The following is a 19,997-nucleotide window of genomic DNA, read 5'->3' as shown; positions in this document are numbered from 1 at the left end:
AAAAGGACCAGGACATGAGCAAGAAGATCGCGGCCGCGCTCGTCGGAACGGCCATCGCCACCACCCTGCTGGCAGGCGCCGGCGCCACCGCGGCCCAGGCCGCCGAGGCCGGACCCAGGATCGGCGTCCTGATCAACGGCACGCTGAACGTCAAGGAGGGCAACCTCTTCACCTCCTGGGTGCCGCAGATCGGCAACGTCGCCAAGTTCGAGATCGACGGCAGCAGAGTCGGCGTCCTCACCACGGGAGGGGAGGTGCTCGTCAAGGACGGTGATCTCTACGCCCCGTGGACCACCCAGCTCGGCGGCGCCAAGGACTTCCACCTGGCGGGCAACCGGATCGGCGTGCTGCGCAACGACAACTCGCTGGCCGTGAAGGACGGCGACCTGTACGCGGGCTGGACCGAGCAGACCGGTGACGTCAAGGACTTCGACCTCACCCCGAACCGCATCGGCGTCGTCTTCACCGGTGGCCTCGCGAGCGTCAAGGAGGGCGACCTCTACTCGGGCTGGGTGAACCAGCTCGGTGGCGCCAAGGACATCGAGCTCGCCGGCAGCCGGATCGGTGTGCTCCGCAACGACAACACCCTCGCCGTGAAGGACGGCACGCTGTACGAGAGCTGGACCGAGCAGACCGGTGACGTCACGGACTTCGAGCTGACGCCGAACCGCATCGGCGTGGTGTCCGGCAACGGCACCGCGACCGTCAAGGAGGGCAACCTCTACGCGGGCTGGGTCAACCAGCTGGGCGGCGCCAAGGCGATCGAACTGGCGGGCGACCGGCTGGGCGTGCTGCGGGCCGACAACTCGTTCGCGGTGAAGGAGGGCTCGCTCTACGCCTCCTGGACCGAGCAGGCGAGCCCGGTCAGCCAGGCCGACCTGACGGCGCCGTCGAGCGCTCCCGGCCAGGTCGTCACGCTGCAGGACCTGCGCACCATCTACGGCGCGATCCCGAACGAGGCCACCGTGCAGCAGGGCCTGGAGTCGCTGAACGCCGAGATGATCCGGGGCGGCATCACCACTCCGGCACGCAAGGCGGCGTTCCTCGCGACGCTGCGCAACGAGAGCGGCTTCCGCTACAACGCGGTGGAGGGCGGCGTCTCGGCCACGTACAAGGGCCGCGGCTACATGCAGCTCACCTCCGAGGCGAACTACCGCGGCGCCGGCGCGCACCTCGGCGTCGACCTGCTCGGCAACCCGGAGGCCGCCGCCAGCCTGCAGTACAGCGCCTCGATCGCCCGCTGGTACTGGACGGTCGCCCGCTCCGACTCGAACAACGCCGCCGACCACTACGACATGGGCCTGATCTCCCGCTACGTCGGCTACGCGGCGAGCTCCGCCGAGGACGCCGAGCGGTGCGCCGACTTCAAGTCCGCGCTGCGCTACTTCAACGGCGGCTCGCTGCCGGTCGGGGAGGGCGCGATCACCTGCTACCGCCACTGACCCGAAACGACACGAGGCCACCTCACCGCGGTGAGGTGGCCTCGGCCTTCGTCCGGAACTACCTGCGGTGCGTCACATCTCCCCGCGAGACGGAGGGCGCCTGGGTCGTCCAGGACGCCCAGAGCGTGCCCTCCTTGACCTGGAACGCCCCGTGCGCCTGCCGCACCCCGACGCGGTTGCCGGACAGCTCCACCTCGGCGGCGTCGCGCAGCTGGTCGACCCAGTCCGCGAACAGGTCGCCGTCCTTGACCCGCAGCAGGCCGTCGGCGAGCACCACGCCGACGCGGGTGGGCGTGAGGTCGAAGTCCACGACGTCACCGGTCTGCTCGGTCCAGCCCGCGTAGAGCGTGCCGTCCTTCACCACGAGCGAGCCGTTCGTCCGCAGCACGCCGATGCGGTTGCCCGCCAGTTCGATGTCGCGGGTCCCGCCGAGCTGGTCGACCCAGCCCGCCGACAGGCCGCCGTCCTTGACCGTCGCGACGCCGTTGCCGAACACCACACCGATGCGGGACGGCGTGAGGTCGAAGTCGACGACGCCGTTGGTCTGCTCGGTCCAGCCGGCGTAGAGGTCGCCCTCCTTGACGGCGAGCGTGCCGTCCGTGCGCAGGACACCGATCCGGTTGCCAGCCAGGTGGAAGTCGCGGGCACCGCCCAGCTGCGGCACCCAGGCCGCGTAGAGCGTGCCCTCCTTGACGATCACGTCGCCCGAGGTGGTGAGCACGCCGATGCGGTTGCCGTCGATCTCGAACTTCACGACGTCGCCGCGCTGGGGCACCCACTGCTCCTGCAGCGTGCCCTCCTTCACGTGCAGCGTGGTCCCGGCCAGCACGCCGACGCGGCCGACGCGCGGCTCCAGGTAGGGCTCGGCGGCGGCCCGTGCCACAGGCAGCCAGTCCTGGTAGCGGGTGGTGCCGTAGGAGGCCTTCCACTTCGGCAGCCACGAGTCGCCCTGGGCCTTGTAGGCCTTCTGCGCCTCCTGGGCGTTGCAGGACGGCGTCAGGTAGCAGGAGTTGATCGTGCCGCCGGCCACGCCGAACTGGAAGAGACCCTGGTCGAGCTGGCCGTTCTCGTTCCTGTGCGTGGCGTCCGGGCGGCAGTGCGACTCGGTCATGCCGACGGCGATCGCCTGGACCAGCGCGTCGCCGGTGAAACCGGCCTGGTCGGCGTGGTAGGCGCACACTTCGGGGCCGCTGTCGGCGGCCAGCGCGGCGGTGGGCACGGCCGTGAGCGCGAGCGGCACAGCGGCTGCGGCGAGCAGGGCGCCCAGTCGTCGGGACATGGTGTTCCCCCAGTTGAGATGTGCTCCGGACGGTGTGGCGAGAACGCTAAACACCCACCCTGCACGAAACCTGTACGGCTATCGTCGTGACCGTCATGGAGATCGGAATCCTGGGGTCGGTCGAGATCTGGCACGGCGGCGAGCGCCTCGCCGCCGGGGCGCCGCAGCAGCGGTGCGTGCTCGCCGTGCTGGCGCTCAACGCGGGGCAGGGCGTGTCCGTCGACCGGCTGGCCGAGGCCGTCTGGGGCGAGGAACCGCCGGGGGACTGGCGCGGCGTCGTCCACGGTTACGTTTCGCGCCTGCGCAAGGTGCTCAAGCCCGCCGGACTGGAGATCGTCCGCCGCTCACCGGGCTACGCGCTCGACGCCGAGGTCGACCTCCACCTGTTCCGCAAGCTCGTCGCGGACGCCCGTGGATCGGCCGATCCCGCGTCCGGCCTGTTCAAGGCGCTGGCGTTGTGGCGCGGCACCCCGTTCGACGGTGCCGCGGGCTCGTTCGTGCTGGACCGGCTGCGGGACGGGCTCACGCAGGAACGGCTCGGCGTCGTCGAGGAGTGGGTCGAGCACGAGCTGCGGTTGGGCAGGCACCGCGAGGTGATCGGCGACCTGACCGTGCTCTGCGCCGAACACCCGTACCAGGAGAAGCTGGTCGGCCTGCTGATGCTCGCGCTGCACCGCAGCGGGCGGCAGGCCGAGGCGCTGCGCCGCTACGACGAGTGCCGGCGCCTGCTCGCCGACGACCTCGGCGTGGATCCCGGTGACGACCTGCGCGCGCTCTACGAACGCGTCCTGCGCGCGGACCCGGGGCTGAACCCGGCCCCCGCGGACGTTCCCGCCGCGCCGGTCGAGCCGGTGCGCGCCCCGGACTCACTGCCGTTCGACGTCCCCGACTTCACCGGTCGCGCGCTCGAGCTGGAGCGCCTGGTCGAACTCGTCGCCGGACGCGGTGGCGTGATCTCCGTCGACGGCATGGCGGGCGTCGGCAAGACCGCGTTCGCCGTTCGTGCCGGGCACGCGCTCGCGTCCCGCTTCCCCGACGGCCGGTTGTTCGTCGACCTGCACGGCTACACCCCGGACCGGCAGCCCGTGACCGCAGAGGCCGCGCTGGGCGTGCTGCTGAGGTCGCTGGGCCTGCCCGGCACGGAGATCCCGGCCGGGTTCGACGACCGCGTGGCCACCTGGCGCACCGCGATGGCCGGGCGGCGCGCGCTGGTCGTGCTGGACAACGCCTCGGACGCGGCGCAGATCCGTCCGCTCGTCCCCGGCTCACCGGGCTGCGCGGTGATCGTGACGAGCCGTCGCCGGCTGCCCACTTTGGACGGTGCGGTGCCGTTGTCGCTGGACGTTCTCCCTGCGACAGAAGCGGAAGAGCTTTTCCTGCGCGTGGTCGGCGAGGATCGCGGACCGGGCGCGGCCGAGCTGGTGTCGCTGTGCGGCTACCTGCCGCTGGCGGTCAGGGTGGCCGGTGCCCGGCTGCGGCACCGTCCACGATGGACGGTCGCGGACCTGGTCGAGCGGCTTCGCGTGGAGCAGCAACGATTATCGGAGCTCGCGGTGGACGACCGGGGCGTCGCCGCCGCGTTCACGCTGTCCTACGAGCACCTGGAACCCGCGCTGCGCCGCGTGTTCCGGTTGCTCGGCCTGCACCCCGGCGTGGACTTCGACGCGCACGCCGCCGCCGCGCTGACCGGTCTGCCGCGCCCGCGCGCCGAGGACGCGCTGGAGGACCTGCTCGACCACCACCTCCTCGAACAGCAGGTGCGCGACCGGTTCCGGTTCCACGACCTGTTGCGCGAACACGCCCTGGGGCTCGACGGTCCGAGAGAAGACGCGGACGTCCGCGTCCTCGACTACTACCTGGCCGTGGCGCACCGCGCGACGAACGTGCTGCAGCCCGGCCGCCGTCAGGTGGACCCGGAACTGGCGCACCCGCCGTCGTCCCTGCCCGTCGTGGCCGACCTGCCCGCGGCCTCCGCGTGGTTCGCGGCGGAGCACCCGAACCTGGTGGCGGCCGTCGCCCACGCCGAACGCCGTGGCGTCGAACGGCTGGTGCGCGACCTGCCCCGCAACACAGGGCACTACATGATCATCTCGCACCGCATCGACGACCTGATCGTGACGCAGGAGGCCGGCCTGGCCGCCGTGCGCAGGCTGGGCGACCCGCGCGAGGAGGCGCTGAGCCTGTCGCACCTCGCGCTGTCGTACTACATGGCCTGCCGCTATCGGCTGGGCGTGCGGCACGCGACGGCGAACCTCGAACTGGCGCGCTCGCTCGGGGACGAGGTGAACGAGGGGTACGCCCTGGCGATCCTGGGCCTGCTGCACCAGCGGCTCGGCGAGTTCGCCGCCGCCCGCGACTGCAACGCCCAGGCCGTCGAGCTGCGGTCGAACAGCACCGACTACCGGCTGGTCGCCATCTGCGTCGGGAACCTGGGCCGGATCGCCCTCGCGGCGGGTGACCTCGACGCCGCCTGGGCGTACCTGAGCAAGGCCCTGGTGCGCAGCCGGGAGATCTCCGAACGCAGCGAGGAGGCGTCCGTGCTGTCCGGGCTCGGCGCGACGCTGAGCAGGCAGGGCGACCACGAGTCGGCGTTGCGCCACCTCTACGAGGGCCTGGAGCTCGCACGGGAGGTCGGCAACACCGACTACGTGGTGCGGGGACGGATCAAGCTCGCGGAGGGGCATCGGCTGGCCGGGCACCTCGAACGGGCGCTGGCCGTGGCCACCGAGGTCGTCGACGACCTGCGCAAGGGCGTGCTGGTCGACCACCTCGCGAGCGCGTGGAACGTGCTCGGGCGGGTGCAGAGCGACCTCGGCGTGCCGGCGTCTGCTTCGTTCGAGAACGCGCTGGAGCTGGCCACCCGGATCGAGTACCGGATCGAGCTCGCCCACGCTCTGCGTGGCCTGGGACGCACGGACGAGGCCGCCGCGCACTACCGCGCGATGGGCGTGGCCTGACCAAGCGAAAGGGCCGCCCGGTGAACGGACGGCCCTCTCACAGCGAACGAGTGACACCGGGTTACGGCAGCGGTGCGGCTCCGCGCTTGGCCAGGTAGTCCTTCATCAGCTCGGTCTCGGCGGACTGCGACTTCAGCATGTTGTCGGACAGCGTCCGCACGAACGGCATACCGGCGGCGGTCGAGGCGTACTCGGCCATCGGCGCCCCGCCCATGTGGTGGCGGAGCATGAGCTGCAGCCAGTAGACGTCGAAATCGCGTCCGGCCGGCATGGTGCGCAGCTTGGTCAGTTCCTCGGTCGTGGCCATGCCGGGCATCAGCGGCTTGCCCGCTTCCGGCGTGCTGGCGCCGTGACCGTGGACTCCCGCGGCGTCCATCCACTTCATGTAGACGCCGGAGACGTTCTGCTCGTGCTCGTTCCACATCATCAGCCAGCCCTTCATCCGCCCCACCTGTTCGAGCTGGGTGGAGGCGATGTCGAACGCGAGCTGGCGGATGTCCGGTTCGGTCGAGCGGTCCCTGGCCACGTTCGCCATCTGGATGCCCTGCAGGTGGTGCATGGACATGTCCTGGCAGAAACCGACGTCCACGGAACCGGAGGCCGGGGCCGCGGCGGAGCTGGACGAGCCGGGGAGTTTCACGAGCAGGCCCACCGCCGCGCCCAGCAGGAGCACGGCGAGGACCGCGGCGCCGATCACGAGGGTCCGCGCCACCCCTGACGGGCGGTCGGACACCTCGGTCTCGTCGGTGTCGGTGGGGTCGGACATCAGCTCGACGGGGGCGTCGAGACGGTGCCCGACGCGGGCGGCGTGCTGGCGTTCGGCTGGCCCTCGGTCTTGGACTCGTCCTTGCCGCCGTCCATCGGCACGGCGTCGGCGCCCGGCTTCTCGGCCACGAACGGGGCCGGGTTCGACAGGAACTGCGGGTTCTCGCAGGACGCGCCGACCTCGGGGTAGGTGTTCGGGTTGCGCAGCAGCGACGAGATGAACTGGTCGACGCGCTCGTCCTCGACGTTGTCCAGCTTCAGCTGGTGGCCCCAGGACTGCAGCGAGACCGGCTTGTCGAGGCCGGGGAACGGCGAGAGCGCCATGTACGGGATGCCCTCGACCTTGACCTTGAGCTTGTTGAGGGCGTCGTCCTTGACCTGGTCCGGGTTGTACGCGATCCAGACCGCGCCGTGCTCCAGGCCGTGGACGATGTTCTCCGTGCGGATGGCCTTGTCGTAGACGACACCGGTGCAGTCGGCCCACGTGGCGTCGTGCGGTCCGCCGAAGGCAGGAGTCTGGTCGTAGGCGACGCGCTGGGTCGCCTCGACGTGGCGGGAGCCCTTGTACTCCTTGACCACGATGCCCGCGAGCTGCGTCGACGGGTCCTTGTTCGTGTCCGAGGGCTTCCACTTGGCCAGGGCGGCCTCTTTGACGTTGTTCGCGTGGATCTGCGAGTACGCATATCCGAAAACACCGCCCGCGAGGCCCAGCACTGCGATCACTGCGATGATCGTGCCCCACGGCTTAGGCTTGCTCGCCACCACCGAGGAACGGGCTGCGGCCACGCTGTTGCGTGTGGCCTTCGTCTTCTTGCCGCTGGTCATGTCCGCCTCAGATGTCGTCCTGGTCAACCGGCGCCAGTGTAGGGACATCGTGTCTGATCACTGTCAGCGCAGGGCGATACCACGTCCGCGTTAACACTTGCCGTCTCACCCTCCGAGACCCGGTAACCCGGTCGAGACCTGCGACAACGCTTCTCTAAACTGTTCCAGCGTGACCCCTGAAGCGCTCGCCGATCTGGTCCGGACCACGGTTGCCCAGTTGCTGGCCGACCGGCGTCTGGACGCCTCCGCTCTCCCGGAGCAGGTGACGGTCGAGCGACCCAGGAACCCCGAGCACGGCGACTACGCCACGAACATCGCGCTGCAACTCGCCAAGAAGGTCGGCGTCCCGCCGCGCGAGTTCGCGACGTGGCTCGCCGAGGCCCTGCTGGCCCAGCCCGCCATCGCGAAGGCCGACGTCGCCGGTCCCGGCTTCCTGAACCTCACGATCGCCACCGAGGCCCAGGGAGCGATCGTTCGTGCGGCGCTGGAGTCCTGGTACGGCACCGGCACCGAGCTCGCCGGCAAGCGGATCAACCTGGAGTTCGTCTCCGCGAACCCCACCGGCCCCATCCACCTCGGTGGCGCGCGCTGGGCGGCCGTCGGCAGCGCGCTCGGCGAGGTCCTGCGGGCCCGTGGCGCCGAGGTCGTCCGCGAGTACTACTTCAACGACGCCGGCGCGCAGATCGACAGGTTCGTCCGGTCGCTGATCGCCGCCGCGAAGGGCGAGCCGGCCCCCGAGGACGGCTACGCGGGCACGTACGTCAGCGACATCGCCGCCGAGGTCCTGCGCCGCGAACCGGGTGCGCTGAGCGACCCCGAGACGGTGCGCGCGGTCGGCGTCGGGCTCATGTTCGAGGAGATCAAGAGCAGCCTGCACGACTTCCGCACCGACTTCGACGTCTACTTCCACGAGGACTCGCTGCACCAGAGCGGCCGCGTGGACCAGGCGATCGCGAAGCTGAAGGCGAACGGCTCGCTGTACGAGAAGGACGGCGCCTGGTGGCTGCGGTCCACGGACTTCGGTGACGACAAGGACCGAGTCGTCATCAAGAGCGACGGCGACCCGGCGTACATCGCGGGCGACATCGCGTACCTCGTCGACAAGCGCGGCCGCGGCTTCGACCTGTGCATCTACATGCTCGGCGCGGACCACCACGGCTACATCGCGCGCCTCAAGGCCGCGGCGGCCGCCCTGGGCGACGACCCGGACAGCGTCGAGGTGCTGATCGGCCAGATGGTGAACCTCGTCAGCGACGGCCAGCCCGTCCGGATGAGCAAACGCGCCGGCACCGTCATCACGATGGAGGACCTGGTCGGCGCGGTCGGCGTGGACGCGGCCCGCTACGCCATGATCCGGTCGAGCGTCGACTCCAGCCTCGACATCGACCTCGACCTGTTGCAGAAGCACGACAGCGAGAACCCGGTCTACTACGTGCAGTACGCGCACGCCCGCATCTCGGGGGTGCTGCGCCACGCCGCCGATCTCGGCGTCACGCAGGGGGACGATCTCTCGCTGCTGGTGCACGAGCGCGAGGGCGACCTGATCCGCACCATCGGTGAGTTCCCCAGGGTGGTGGCGACCGCGGCCGAGCTGCGCGAACCCCACCGGGTGGCGAGGTACCTCGAAGAACTCGCCGGGTCCTTCCACCGCTTCTACGACCGTAGGAACGGCGTGCGCGTGCTTCCCCAGGGCGACGAGGAGACCACTCCGTTGCACCAGGCGAGGCTCACGCTCTGCGCCGCCACCAGGCATGTTTTCGGAGCGGGCCTCGGCCTGCTCGGCGTCACCGCACCGGAGCGAATGTAAATGCGAGCACATCCCGCTGGACCTCGGCACGCCGACGTCATGGCACCCGGCAACACCGCCGGAGACCGCCCCTCGACCGCCGACCAGCTCGACTACCTGCACCCGACCGTGTGGCCGCGCAACGCCTCCCGCAACGCTTCCGGCGTCGTGGAGCTGGCGGGCGTGGACGTGCGCGGGCTCGCGGAGCAGTACGGCACCCCGTTGTTCGTCATGGACGAACAGGACTTCCGCGCGCGTTGCCGCGAGCACGCCGAGGCGTTCGGCGACCCGACGCTCGTGCACTACGCCTCGAAGGCGTTCCTGAGCGTGCAGATCGCGAAGTGGGTGGCGGAAGAGGGCCTCTCGATCGACGTCTGCAGCGGCGGCGAGCTCGCCATCGCTCTGCGCGCGAACTTCCCGGCCGAGCGCATCGCGTTGCACGGCAACAACAAGAGCGTTCCCGAGCTCGTCGCGGCGGTGGAGGCCGGCGTCGGCGGGATCGTGCTCGACTCGTACCACGAGATCGCGCGCCTCGACCAGATCGCGCGCGACCGCGGTGTGGTGCAGCCGGTGCTGATCCGCGTGACGGTCGGCGTCGAGGCGCACACGCACGAGTTCATCGCGACCGCGCACGAGGACCAGAAGTTCGGCTTCTCGCTGTCCTCCGGCGACGCGGCCGAGGCGGTGCGCCGCGTGCTCAAGGCGAGCGGCCTCAAGCTCGTCGGCCTGCACAGCCACATCGGCTCGCAGATCTTCGACGCGTCCGGCTTCGAGGTCGCCGCGCGCCGCGTGATCGGCCTGTTCGCGGAGATCCGCAAGGAGCACGGCGACGTCCCGTCGTTGAACGTCGTCGACCTCGGCGGCGGTCTCGGCATCGCCTACACGCCGGACGACGACCCGCCCCCGCCCGCGGAGCTCGCGCGGCAGCTGCACAACATCGTGCAGAAGGAGTGCGAGCACAACGGCTTGGAGATGCCTCGAATCGCGGTCGAGCCCGGCCGCGCGATCGTCGGCCCCGGCACGGTCACCGTGTACGAGGTCGGGACGATCAAGGACATCGAGCTGGACGGTGGCGCGCGCCGCCGGTACGTCAGCGTCGACGGCGGCATGAGCGACAACATCCGCACTGCTCTGTACGACGCGGTCTACGACTGCAAGCTCGTTTCGCGTGCCGCCGAGCCCGAGTCGAGGGCCGTGCTGTGCCGTGTCGTCGGCAAGCACTGCGAGTCCGGTGACATCGTGGTGCGCGACTGCTGGCTGCCCGATGACCTCGCGCCGGGAGACTTGGTTGCGATCGCGGCCACAGGGGCCTACTGCTACTCGATGGCGAGCGGGTACAACCGACTTCCACGGCCCGCGCTCGCCGCGGTGACCGACGGAGAGGCGCGGCTGCTGCTGCGTCGCGAGACCGAGGACGACCTGTTCCGGCTGGAGGTGTAGGCAGTGTCAGTCAAAGAGGCGGGCCCCGTGAAACCTATTCGTGTCGCGTTGCTCGGGTGCGGCACGGTGGGCACGGAGGTAGTCCGGCTGCTGACGGACCAGGCCGAGGACCTCACCCAGCGCATCGGCGCGCCGGTTGAGCTCGCGGGCATCGCCGTGCGCAGGCCGAACAAGCACCGCGAGGTGCCGGAGCACCTGCTCACCACGGACGCCGCGGCGCTGGTGAAGTCGGACGACGTGGACGTCATCGTCGAGGTCATCGGCGGCATCGACCCGACGCGCGGCCTTCTGCTGGAGGCGCTGCGCAACGGCAAGTCCGTCGTCACGGCGAACAAGGCGCTGCTGGCCGAGCACGGCCCGGACCTGTTCGAGGCGGCCGATGCGTCCGGCGCGGACCTCTACTTCGAGGCCGCCGTCGCCGGCGCGATCCCGTTGCTGCGCCCGTTGCGGGAATCCCTTGCGGGAGACCGGATCACGCGCGTCATGGGCATCGTGAACGGCACGACGAACTTCATCCTGTCCGCGATGGACGCCACCGGCGCGGGCTACCACGAGACGCTCGAGGAGGCCTCGCGGCTCGGTTACGCCGAGGCCGACCCGACCGCCGACGTCGACGGGTTCGACGCCGCGTCGAAGGCCGCGATCCTTGCGTCCCTTGCGTTCCACACGCGCGTGACGGCGTCGGACGTCTACCGCGAGGGCATCCGCGCGGTGTCGGCGGCGGACATCGCGGCCGCCAAGGGCCTCGGCCGCACGGTGAAGCTGCTCGCGATCTGCGAGCGCGTCACCAGTCCGTCCGGTCAGGAATCAGTCGCCGTTCGAGTGCACCCGGCCATGATCCCCAGGACGCATCCGCTGGCCTCGGTCAACGGCGCGTTCAACGCGGTGTTCGTCGAGGCAGACGCGGCGGGGGAGATGATGTTCTACGGGCAGGGTGCCGGTGGCGCCCCCACGGCGAGCGCGGTCGTCGGCGACCTGGTCGCCGTGGCGCGCAACATGGTCGCGAGCGGACACGGTCCGCGCGAGTCGGCCTACGCCGCGCTTTCCGCGCAGCCCATGGGGAACACGCCGACCCGCTACCACATCAGCCTCGACGTGGCCGACAAGCCCGGTGTCCTCTCCCAGGTCGCCGCGGTGTTCGCCGAGCACGACGTGAGCATCGCCGCGGTGCGCCAGGAAGGCCGCATCGAGGACGCCAGTCTCGTGATCGTCACGCACGCGGCGACCGACGCCGCGCTGCGGTCCACTGTGGACAAAATCGGTGGCCTCCCCGTGGTGCGGGACGTCGTCAGCGTCATGAGGGTGGAGGGCGAAGAGTGAGCCCAGAAGGAATGCGCATGGCGAGAGCCGGCTGGCCCGGTCTCATCAACGCCTACCGGGACCGCATCGAGATCCCCGAGGGCGCCGAGGTCGTGACGCTGCACGAGGGCGGCACGCCGCTGGTGCAGGCGCGGCGCCTTTCCTCGCTCACCGGTTCGGACGTCTGGGTCAAGGTCGAGGGTGCGAACCCGACCGGCTCGTTCAAGGACCGCGGCATGACCGTGGCGATGACGTACGCGCTCGCCTCCGGCCTGAAGGCGGTCATCTGCGCCTCCACCGGCAACACGTCCGCCTCCGCCGCCGCCTACGCGGCCAAGGCGGGCCTGACGGCGGCCGTGCTCGTGCCCAGCGGCAAGATCGCGATGGGCAAGCTCGCTCAGGCCGTCATGCACGGCGCGAAGATCCTGCAGATCGACGGCAACTTCGACGACTGCCTGGAGCTCGCGTCCAAGACCGCCGCCGAGTACCCGGTGACGCTGGTGAACTCGGTCAACCCGGTGCGGCTCGTCGGCCAGCAGACCGCCGCGTGGGAGGTCTGCGACGTGCTCGGGCAGGCGCCGGACGTGCACTGCCTGCCGGTCGGCAACGCGGGCAACATCACCGCGTACTGGAAGGGCTACACGTCCTACGACCAGGGCCTCCCGAAGATGTTCGGGTTCCAGGCGGCCGGTGCGGCTCCGCTCGTGTCCGGTGAGCCGGTGCCGAACCCGGAGACCATCGCGACCGCGATCCGGATCGGTTCGCCGGCGTCGTGGACGGGTGCGATCAACGCCCGCGACTCCTCCGGTGGCCTGATCGACGCCGTCACCGACGAGCAGATCCTGGCCGCGTACCGCCTGCTGGCGTCGTCCGAGGGCATCTTCGTCGAGCCCGCGTCGGCGGCGTCCATCGCCGGTCTGCTGATGACCGCCGAGGACGGCAGGCTGCCGCGCGGGTCCACGGTGGTGTGCACGGTCACCGGCCACGGTCTGAAGGACCCCGACACGGCGTTGCTCGGCACCACCGAGGTCGAGCCGGTCCCGGTCGACCCCGGCGCCGTCGCGCACGCGCTGGAGCTGGCGTGAAGTTCCTCGTCTCCGTCCCCGCGTCGACCGCGAACCTCGGTTCGGGGTTCGACGCGCTGGGCATGGCGCTCGGCATGTACGACGACGTGGAGGTGGCCGGCGGCGAGGGCGTCGACGGCCTCTCGATCACGGTCGACGGTGCCGGTTCAGGCGACGTCCCGCTCGACGAGACCCATCTCGTCGTGCGGGCCGTCCGCGCCACCGGCTACACCGGTGGACTGGCGCTGAGGTGCCGCAACACCATTCCGCACGCACGGGGACTGGGCTCGTCGGCGGCCGCGATCGTGGCGGGTGTCGTAGCCGGATTCACCCTGCTGGGTCGCGAGTTGGACACGGACGCGTTGCAAATCGCCGCCGAGTTCGAGGGGCACGCGGACAACGCGGCTGCTTCTCTTTTCGGCGGCATTGTCGTTGCGTGGTCTGAGGGAGAGCGCTACCGCGCCGTGAGGATGGATGCCGACGCACGCGTGCGCCCGTTCGTCCTCATCCCGTCGCAGGAGTCGTCCACCAAGACCACTCGCGGCCTGCTTCCGGCCGAAGTGCCGCACGCGGACGCCGCGCACGCCGCCGGGCGCGCTGCCCTGGCAGTGCACGCGCTGACGTCGGATCCGACGGTTCTCCTTGCGGCTACTGAGGATCGACTCCACCAGAACTACCGCGAGCCCGCATGGCCGGACACCGTTCGGGTGATCAACGATCTTCGCAAGCTCGGAGTTCCCGCCTGCGTGAGCGGAGCGGGACCCACCGTGATCGCCTTCGGTGATCTTCCTCCCGAGGTCGACGTGCACGGCTTCGACGTGCGGAGACTCGACGTCGACGCCGCCGGCGTGCGCGTTCGTCCATTGGACTGACACGCCCGACCCCGGTTGTTGCATGGTGGGGGACCGGCGTCTACTCTCGGGGGCGATCAGTCACCGCGCGCACGGGCGCCGGTGTCGCGCTCGGACACTCGTTCCGAGTCGCAATCCTTTTGCGTTCCGGCTCTGTGCCGTGCGGGCGGGGCGAACGCAAAAGAGGCACCCGATCGCCGTGTGATCTGAGAAAAGTCCCGTGCTTGAGGGAAGCCGTCGTGCTTCCGTCTTCATCGGACTTGACCGCCGTTCCCCGCTGAGAGTGGGAAGGCGGGTCCGCTGGGCCGCGTAGGAGGCGGGGCCTGGTCAGGAAGGACATGTGTGACCAACACCGATTTGCTGAGCAGCGAAGTCGCAGCTGCCGCTGGTTCTGGAGCCGAGGAGAACGCTCTGTCCACCCCATCGAACGGCACGACGCCGCGCCGCCGCGCGGGTCTGTCCGGCATGGTGCTCGCTGAACTGCGCGAGCTCGCCGGCCAAATGGGCATCACCGGAACCGCAGGCCTGCGCAAGGGCGACCTGATCGCGGCCATCAAGGAGAAGCAAGGCTCCGGTGCGCCCGCCAAGGCTGAGAAGCCCGCGAAGGCCGAGAAGGTCGCCGCGAAGGCCGAGGCTCCTGCCGAGAAGCCCGTGAAGGCGGCCGAAAAGGTCGTCGAAAAGCCTGTTCAGCAGCAGCTCGAGGTAGCCGAGAAGCCGGCCGTCGCCGACTCCGGTGCCTCCGACGACGCTCGCTCGTCCGAGGACGGGGGGCGCCGTGGAAACCGTCGCCGCCGTTCCGGCCGTGGCGGTGGCAACGCCGAGGGCGAGAGCCAGCCGCAGCAGGAGCAGCGTTCCGAGCGTCCTGAGCGGGGCGACCGTCCCGAGCGTGCGGAGCGCCCCGAGCGTCAGGACCGCGCTGAGCGTTCCGACCGCGGCGACCGCGCTGAGCGTGGCGAGCGTCAGGACCGTGGCGAGCGTTCCGAGCGTTCCGACCGTGGCGAGCGCTCTGAGCGTTCCGACCGCGGTGACCGCAACGAGCGCGGCGGCCGTGACCGCAACCGCGACCGTGGCGAGCGCAACGACCGTGGTGACCGCGGAGGTGACCGCCAGGGTGGCGGCCAGCCCGACGGTGACGACGACGGTGGCCGCCGTGGCCGCTTCCGCGACCGCCGCCGTCGTGGTGGCCGTGGCGAGGAGCAGGGTGGCGGCGGTCGTGTCGACCGCGAGACCGAGGTGCGCGACGACGACGTCCTGCTCCCGGTCGCGGGCATCCTGGACGTGCTGGAGAACTACGCGTTCGTCCGCACGTCGGGCTACCTCGCCGGCTCGAACGACGTCTACGTCTCGCTCTCGCTCGTCCGCAAGTACGGCCTGCGCCGCGGCGACGCCCTCACCGGCGCCGTCCGCCAGCCGCGCGACGGCGAGCAGCAGCGCCAGAAGTTCAACCCGCTGGTCCGCGTCGACAAGATCAACGGCCTGGACCCGGAAGAGGCGCGCAACCGCCCGGACTTCACCAAGCTGACGCCGCTCTACCCGAACGAGCGTCTGCGCCTGGAGACCGAGCCGCACATCCTCACCACCCGCGTCATCGACCTGGTGATGCCGATCGGCAAGGGCCAGCGCGCCCTCGTCGTGTCGCCTCCGAAGGCCGGCAAGACCTCGGTGCTGCAGTCGATCGCGAACGCGATCACGACGAACAACCCCGAGTGCCACCTCATGGTCGTCCTGGTGGACGAGCGTCCCGAAGAGGTCACCGACATGCAGCGCTCGGTGAAGGGCGAGGTCATCGCCTCGACCTTCGACCGCCCGCCGTCGGACCACACGACCATCTCCGAGCTCGCGATCGAGCGGGCGAAGCGCCTGGTCGAGATGGGCCACGACGTGGTCGTGCTTTTGGACTCGATCACGCGTCTCGGGCGTGCGTACAACCTGGCGGCGCCGGCTTCCGGCCGCATCCTGTCCGGTGGTGTCGACTCGACTGCCCTATACCCGCCCAAGCGCTTCCTCGGTGCTGCTCGCAACATCGAGGGTGGCGGGTCGTTGACCGTCATCGCCACGGCGCTGGTCGAGACCGGTTCTGCCGGTGACTCGGTGATCTTCGAAGAGTTCAAGGGCACGGGTAACGCCGAGCTCAAGCTCGACCGGAAGATCGCGGACAAGCGGACGTTCCCGGCTGTCGACGTCGACTCTTCCGGTACTCGTAAGGAAGAGCTGCTGCTGTCGCCTGACGAGATGGCTGTCACGCACAAGCTGCGTCGGGTGCTGCATGCGTTGGACGGGCAGCAGGCGATCGATCTGCTGTTGGATCGGCTGCGGAAGTCTCGTACCAACATCGAGTTCTTGATGCAGGTTGCGAAGACGACGCCTGGGTCTGAGCAGGACTGAGTGTTGTTGGTTGGCGTGTGAGTTTCACGTGAAAAGGCCCCCGGTGCTGGTCACCGGGGGTCTTTTTGTTGGGGTTCACTCGAATGCCGAGGGGTGGGGTGCGCGCGGGTTGGGGTGGGGCGTCCCCCGGTTGCGTTGGCGGGCGGTGGTTTGTTGTCCGTAGGTGGGTCACCTTGCGGGCGTTCTGTGGCGGCTGATTCCTGGGGCTCCGCCCCAGACCCCGCCAATCTGATCAAAAGCCGGGGTCCACGCCATGCGCAGGTTGATGGCACGCCTGTTGCTTTGGGCGGAGTTGCGTTGCGTAGATGGGCGCGTTGGTGGGGTGGCTTCGTCACGAGCCGTACCAAGAGCGGGCCACACCAGGTCAGGGGTGTCAACTCGACGAAAAGCGTGTCGAGTTGACACCCCTGACCTGGTGCAGCAAGAGCTATGGCACGACTCGTGACGAAGCCACCCCACCCTTCCCGCACGGTAAAGACGGCTCGCCTTCGGCATCGCGGACGGTCAGACGCTGCCGTGACCGCGTGCTCTGACTGCTCGCCTTCGGCATCGCTGGAGTGTCAGACCCCGTCTGTAGGTTGGGTCGCGGGGGATCCAACTTTCAAGGGGACCCCTGCGTCAGCCTGTGTTTGTGCTGGTCAGCGCCCCTCGGTGGCAGCCTCAGCGGCCTCAGCGGCACTTTGTGGTCTGGCGGCTCTCGTCGTTCTGCACCAGCGCCTGGAACGCCAGGCCCAGCAGTACCGGCAGGCCCACCACCGTCGCGGCCATCGCGGGTACCTCCACCGCGCCCTCCACGACGCCCAGCACCAGTACTGCTGCCAGGTACGGCCACCGCAGCCACGTGCGTTGCCAGGTTCGCTTCCAGCGCACCCCGCCGGACACCGCCGCGGCCACTGCCACGCCGGCTCCTGACACGACCGGTGACAGCGGCACCGTGGTCCAGGATGCCGTGACCAGCCCTGCCGACCCCATCAGGCCGAACACGGCGGCGGAGAACAGGAACGGCACTGCCAGCCACATGTGCTGGTTCATCGGCCGCTCTGAGGTGCAGAACACGGCACACAGTCTGATGGAGACCCGCCAACAACACGGAGTTGTATTTGGCCGAACGGCCACACCTTGCGCCGAACGGCGTATCACGGAGGTTAAGCGGCTGTGACTTAAGCCACGGGGGAGCTTCGGGAACAACCGCGTTTTTGCACGTGTTGAACGGTCTGGCAAACTAAATGGTCGAGTCCGGCTCCGGTTCACCCGTTCACCAACAGGGACCCGGCGGCCATCCTTGAAAGGGACAAGATCTTGAAGACTGGCATCCACCCCGAGTACACGGTCACCGAAGTGACCTGCAGCTGCGGCAACGCGTTCACCACGCGCAGCACGACCTCGGCGTCCGAGGTTCGCGTCGAGATGTGCTCCAACTGCCACCCGTTCTACACGGGCAAGCAGCGCATCCTGGACACCGGCGGTCGCGTGGCGCGCTTCGAGGCGCGTTACGGCAAGCGCAGCAAGTAGCTGCTTTCACGGCGCCTGACCTCGGCCTTCTGGCCGGGGCGGGCGCCGTCGCCGTTTCCACGGAAACCCAACGAAAGCAGGAGACGTGTCGCAGTCGCTGGACAGCTTGCTCGCCGAGTACGACGAGTTGGAGAAGAAGCTCGCCGATCCCTCCGTGCACGCTGACCAGGCGGGAGCGCGCAAGCTCGGCAAGCGGTACGCCGCGCTCGGGCCGATCGTGCAGACGGCGCGGCAGATCGAGCAGGTCAAGAACGACCTGGAGGCGGCCAAGGAGCTCGCCGCCGAGGACCGGTCGTTCCAGGAGGAGGTCGAGCAGATCGAGGGGCAGCTTCCCAAGCTGGAGGAGAAGCTCAACGAACTGCTGCTGCCGCGTGACCCGCACGACGGCGACGACGTGTTGCTGGAGATCAAGTCCGGTGAAGGGGGCGAGGAGTCCGCGCTGTTCGCTGGGGACCTACTGCGTATGTATACGCGGTATGCGGAGCGGCACGGGTGGAAGGTCGAGATGCTCGACGGCACCGACTCCGACCTCGGCGGGTTCAAGGACGTCACCGTCTCCATCAAGACCAAGACCGCGGTGCCGGACGGCGTGTGGAGCCGGCTGAAGTGGGAGGGCGGCGTGCACCGCGTGCAGCGCGTGCCCGTCACCGAGTCGCAGGGGCGCATCCACACCTCCGCGGCCGGCGTTCTCGTGTTCCCGGAGACCGAGGAGACCGCCGCGGTCGAGATCGACGAGAAGGACCTGCGGATCGACGTCTACCGGTCGTCCGGCAAGGGTGGTCAGTCGGTCAACACCACCGACTCCGCCGTGCGCATCACGCACCTGCCCACCGGCATCGTCACGTCGTGCCAGAACGAGCGCAGCCAGTTGCAGAACAAGGCTCGCGCCATGCAGGTGCTGCAGAGCCGGCTAGTGGCCCTCGCCGAGGAGCAGAAGGCGCAGGAGCAGTCGGACGCGCGGCGCACCCAGATCCGCACCGTTGACCGCAGTGAACGGGTGAGGACCTACAACTTCCCCGAATCACGCATCTCCGATCACCGGGTTGGGTACAAAGCGCATAACCTGGACCAGGTGCTCGACGGAGACCTGGACGCGGTGGTGGACGCACTCGCCGCCGCTGACCGGGCAGAACGGCTCGCAGGCGGGTAATCCGACGTGGGAGGGGCGCGTTGTGGCCGAGATCCTGGTAGATCCACAGACAGCGCCTCTCGACCAACCGGTCGACGTGCTCGTGGTGGGGCTGAAGGCCGGTCAGACGGCCACCGTGCAGCTCTCCACGGGTGATCGCGCCTCTCATGCCGTGTTCGAGGCCGATGACCGTGGTGTCGTCGATCTGACGCGGCACGCACCGCTCGATGGCAGCTATCGCGGCGTTGACCCGATGGGGTTGTTCTGGTCGTTGGAACGCACCGGCGGCAAGGCCGGCCCCACCGTGCTGTCCGTCGAAGGCGTGGGAGACCGCGTTCTCGAACGGCTCGCGGTGCCCGAGGGCGTCGAACGGCTGGAGGTCCGGGAGAACGGGCTGGTCGGCACGCTGTTCGCCCCTGAGGACGACGGAGGCGAGCTGCCGGGCGTCATCGTGCTCAGCGGGTCAGAAGGCGGCATCCACGAGACTGACGCGGCGCTGCTGGCCGCGCACGGGTTCGTCACGTTCGCCCTCGGCTACTTCGGCATGAAGGGCCTGCCCGAGAACCTCGTCGACATCCCGCTCGAGTACTTCGGCAAGGCCATCGACTACCTCTCCGAACGCGCGGGCGAGATCGGTGTCGTCGGCGGCTCGCGCGGCGGCGAGCTGGCGTTGCTCATCGGGTCGACGTTCTCGCAGGTCAGCGCGGTTGTGAGCATCGTCGGCAGCGGCGTGGTGACGCAGTGCATCGGGCCGGGCGCCAACCTGCTGCAGAAGCTCTCGTACGAGGCGGCGTCGTGGACGTGGAAGGGCGAGCCGCTGCCGTACCTGCCCTACGACATCGGCGACGAGCTGCGGGCGCGGATCGTCAACGACGAACCGGTGCCGTTGCGGCTCGCGTTCAGCACCGAGGACGGCATCCCCGAGGACACCGAGATCCCCGTCGAACGGATCGTCGGGGGTGTGTTGCTCATCTCGTCCGGACAGGACGACGGGTGGCCGTCGGCCGACCTGAGCGAGGTCGCGATGCGGCGGCTCAAGGACCACGAGCACCCGTTCCCGTACGAGCACGTCGTGTATCCCGAGGCAGGACACCTGATCGCGGGCCCGCCGCACCGGCCGGCCACCGACGTGACCTATCCGGGGCCCGGTGTCACCTTCTCGGGTGGTGGTGTTCCGCGCGCCACCGCACATGCTCAGGCGAACGCCTGGAAACGGACGGTTGAGTTCTTGCGGGAGCAGCTCGGGAGCTAGGTTGTGTGCTT

15 protein-coding genes are annotated in these 19,997 nt (G+C 69.6%); 11 read left to right on the top strand and 4 right to left on the bottom strand.

Annotated features, from left to right (window positions below):
* Window positions 1-14: 14 nt before the first annotated feature.
* On the top strand, window positions 15-1,442 hold the full coding sequence (locus ACH413_RS38010) for a glycoside hydrolase family 19 protein (protein ID WP_360044029.1): 1,428 nt from the start codon (window positions 15-17) through the stop codon (window positions 1,440-1,442).
* 58 nt (window positions 1,443-1,500) lie between these two features.
* Here ACH413_RS38010 and ACH413_RS38005 read toward each other — a convergent pair whose 3' ends face one another.
* Entirely contained in the window at window positions 1,501-2,721 is a 1,221-nt protein-coding gene (locus ACH413_RS38005; RefSeq protein WP_360044032.1) for a hypothetical protein, read from the bottom strand.
* A 95-nt stretch (window positions 2,722-2,816) separates the two neighbouring features.
* Here ACH413_RS38005 and ACH413_RS38000 point away from each other — a divergent pair, with 95 nt between their 5' ends.
* Window positions 2,817-5,678, top strand: coding sequence for a BTAD domain-containing putative transcriptional regulator (locus ACH413_RS38000; RefSeq protein WP_360044035.1), 2,862 nt, complete (start codon window positions 2,817-2,819; stop codon window positions 5,676-5,678).
* 61 nt (window positions 5,679-5,739) lie between these two features.
* On the opposite strand, the gene ACH413_RS37995 is transcribed toward ACH413_RS38000, so the two are convergent.
* On the bottom strand, window positions 5,740-6,444 hold the full coding sequence (locus ACH413_RS37995; RefSeq protein ID WP_360044038.1) for a DUF305 domain-containing protein: 705 nt from the start codon (window positions 6,442-6,444) through the stop codon (window positions 5,740-5,742).
* Window positions 6,444-7,268, bottom strand: a complete 825-nt coding sequence (locus ACH413_RS37990; RefSeq protein ID WP_360044058.1) for a DUF3105 domain-containing protein — start codon at window positions 7,266-7,268, stop codon at window positions 6,444-6,446. Before ACH413_RS37990 ends, ACH413_RS37995 begins: the two co-directional genes overlap by 1 nt.
* A gap of 169 nt (window positions 7,269-7,437) precedes the next feature.
* Between ACH413_RS37990 and argS the strand changes: the two genes are divergently transcribed.
* The 6 genes from argS (at window position 7,438) to rho (ending at window position 16,093) form a co-directional block, all read left to right on the top strand.
* Entirely contained in the window at window positions 7,438-9,075 is a 1,638-nt protein-coding gene (gene argS / locus ACH413_RS37985) for an arginine--tRNA ligase (protein ID WP_360044040.1), read from the top strand.
* Window positions 9,076-10,494: a diaminopimelate decarboxylase gene (gene lysA / locus ACH413_RS37980; protein WP_360044043.1), complete on the top strand. Its 1,419-nt coding sequence runs from the start codon at window positions 9,076-9,078 to the stop codon at window positions 10,492-10,494.
* Window positions 10,495-10,497: 3 nt separating this feature from the next.
* Entirely contained in the window at window positions 10,498-11,814 is a 1,317-nt protein-coding gene (locus ACH413_RS37975) for a homoserine dehydrogenase (RefSeq protein ID WP_360044046.1), read from the top strand.
* Between the two features lie 17 nt (window positions 11,815-11,831).
* Window positions 11,832-12,878, top strand: coding sequence for a threonine synthase (gene thrC, locus ACH413_RS37970; RefSeq protein ID WP_396425512.1), 1,047 nt, complete (start codon window positions 11,832-11,834; stop codon window positions 12,876-12,878).
* Window positions 12,875-13,729, top strand: coding sequence for a homoserine kinase (thrB, locus tag ACH413_RS37965; RefSeq protein ID WP_360044049.1), 855 nt, complete (start codon window positions 12,875-12,877; stop codon window positions 13,727-13,729). Before thrC ends, thrB begins: the two co-directional genes overlap by 4 nt.
* Window positions 13,730-14,050: 321 nt before the next feature.
* Complete coding sequence (rho, locus tag ACH413_RS37960) at window positions 14,051-16,093, top strand: transcription termination factor Rho (RefSeq protein ID WP_360044052.1); 2,043 nt, start codon at window positions 14,051-14,053, stop codon at window positions 16,091-16,093.
* Window positions 16,094-16,762: 669 nt separating this feature from the next.
* Here the strand turns inward: rho and ACH413_RS37955 are convergent.
* Entirely contained in the window at window positions 16,763-17,149 is a 387-nt protein-coding gene (locus ACH413_RS37955; protein WP_360047880.1) for a hypothetical protein, read from the bottom strand.
* Between the two features lie 243 nt (window positions 17,150-17,392).
* Between ACH413_RS37955 and rpmE the strand changes: the two genes are divergently transcribed.
* The 3 genes from rpmE (at window position 17,393) to ACH413_RS37940 (ending at window position 19,986) form a co-directional block, all read left to right on the top strand.
* Entirely contained in the window at window positions 17,393-17,605 is a 213-nt protein-coding gene (gene rpmE / locus ACH413_RS37950) for a 50S ribosomal protein L31 (RefSeq protein ID WP_191301393.1), read from the top strand.
* Window positions 17,606-17,690: 85 nt separating this feature from the next.
* Entirely contained in the window at window positions 17,691-18,755 is a 1,065-nt protein-coding gene (prfA, locus tag ACH413_RS37945; RefSeq protein ID WP_360047878.1) for a peptide chain release factor 1, read from the top strand.
* A 22-nt stretch (window positions 18,756-18,777) separates the two neighbouring features.
* Entirely contained in the window at window positions 18,778-19,986 is a 1,209-nt protein-coding gene (locus ACH413_RS37940) for an acyl-CoA thioesterase/bile acid-CoA:amino acid N-acyltransferase family protein (protein WP_360047876.1), read from the top strand.
* Window positions 19,987-19,997: the final 11 nt, after the last annotated feature.

The sequence above is a fragment of the Lentzea sp. NPDC020367 genome (assembly GCF_044387305.1).
Lineage (GTDB): Bacteria > Actinomycetota > Actinomycetes > Mycobacteriales > Pseudonocardiaceae > Lentzea.
This window is presented reverse-complemented; position numbering and strand designations above follow the sequence as displayed.

Excerpts from the sequence above, each read along its gene's own strand:
- ACH413_RS38005 (WP_360044032.1), bottom strand. The coding sequence starts at position 2,721 with ATGTCCCGACGACTGGGCGCCCTGCTCGCCGCAGCCGCTGTGCCGCTC.
- thrC (WP_396425512.1), top strand. The coding sequence starts at position 11,832 with ATGGCGAGAGCCGGCTGGCCCGGTCTCATCAACGCCTACCGGGACCGC.
- ACH413_RS38010 (WP_360044029.1), top strand. The coding sequence starts at position 15 with ATGAGCAAGAAGATCGCGGCCGCGCTCGTCGGAACGGCCATCGCCACC.
- ACH413_RS38000 (WP_360044035.1), top strand. The coding sequence starts at position 2,817 with ATGGAGATCGGAATCCTGGGGTCGGTCGAGATCTGGCACGGCGGCGAG.
- lysA (WP_360044043.1), top strand. The coding sequence starts at position 9,076 with ATGCGAGCACATCCCGCTGGACCTCGGCACGCCGACGTCATGGCACCC.
- ACH413_RS37990 (WP_360044058.1), bottom strand. The coding sequence starts at position 7,268 with ATGACCAGCGGCAAGAAGACGAAGGCCACACGCAACAGCGTGGCCGCA.
- ACH413_RS37995 (WP_360044038.1), bottom strand. The coding sequence starts at position 6,444 with ATGTCCGACCCCACCGACACCGACGAGACCGAGGTGTCCGACCGCCCG.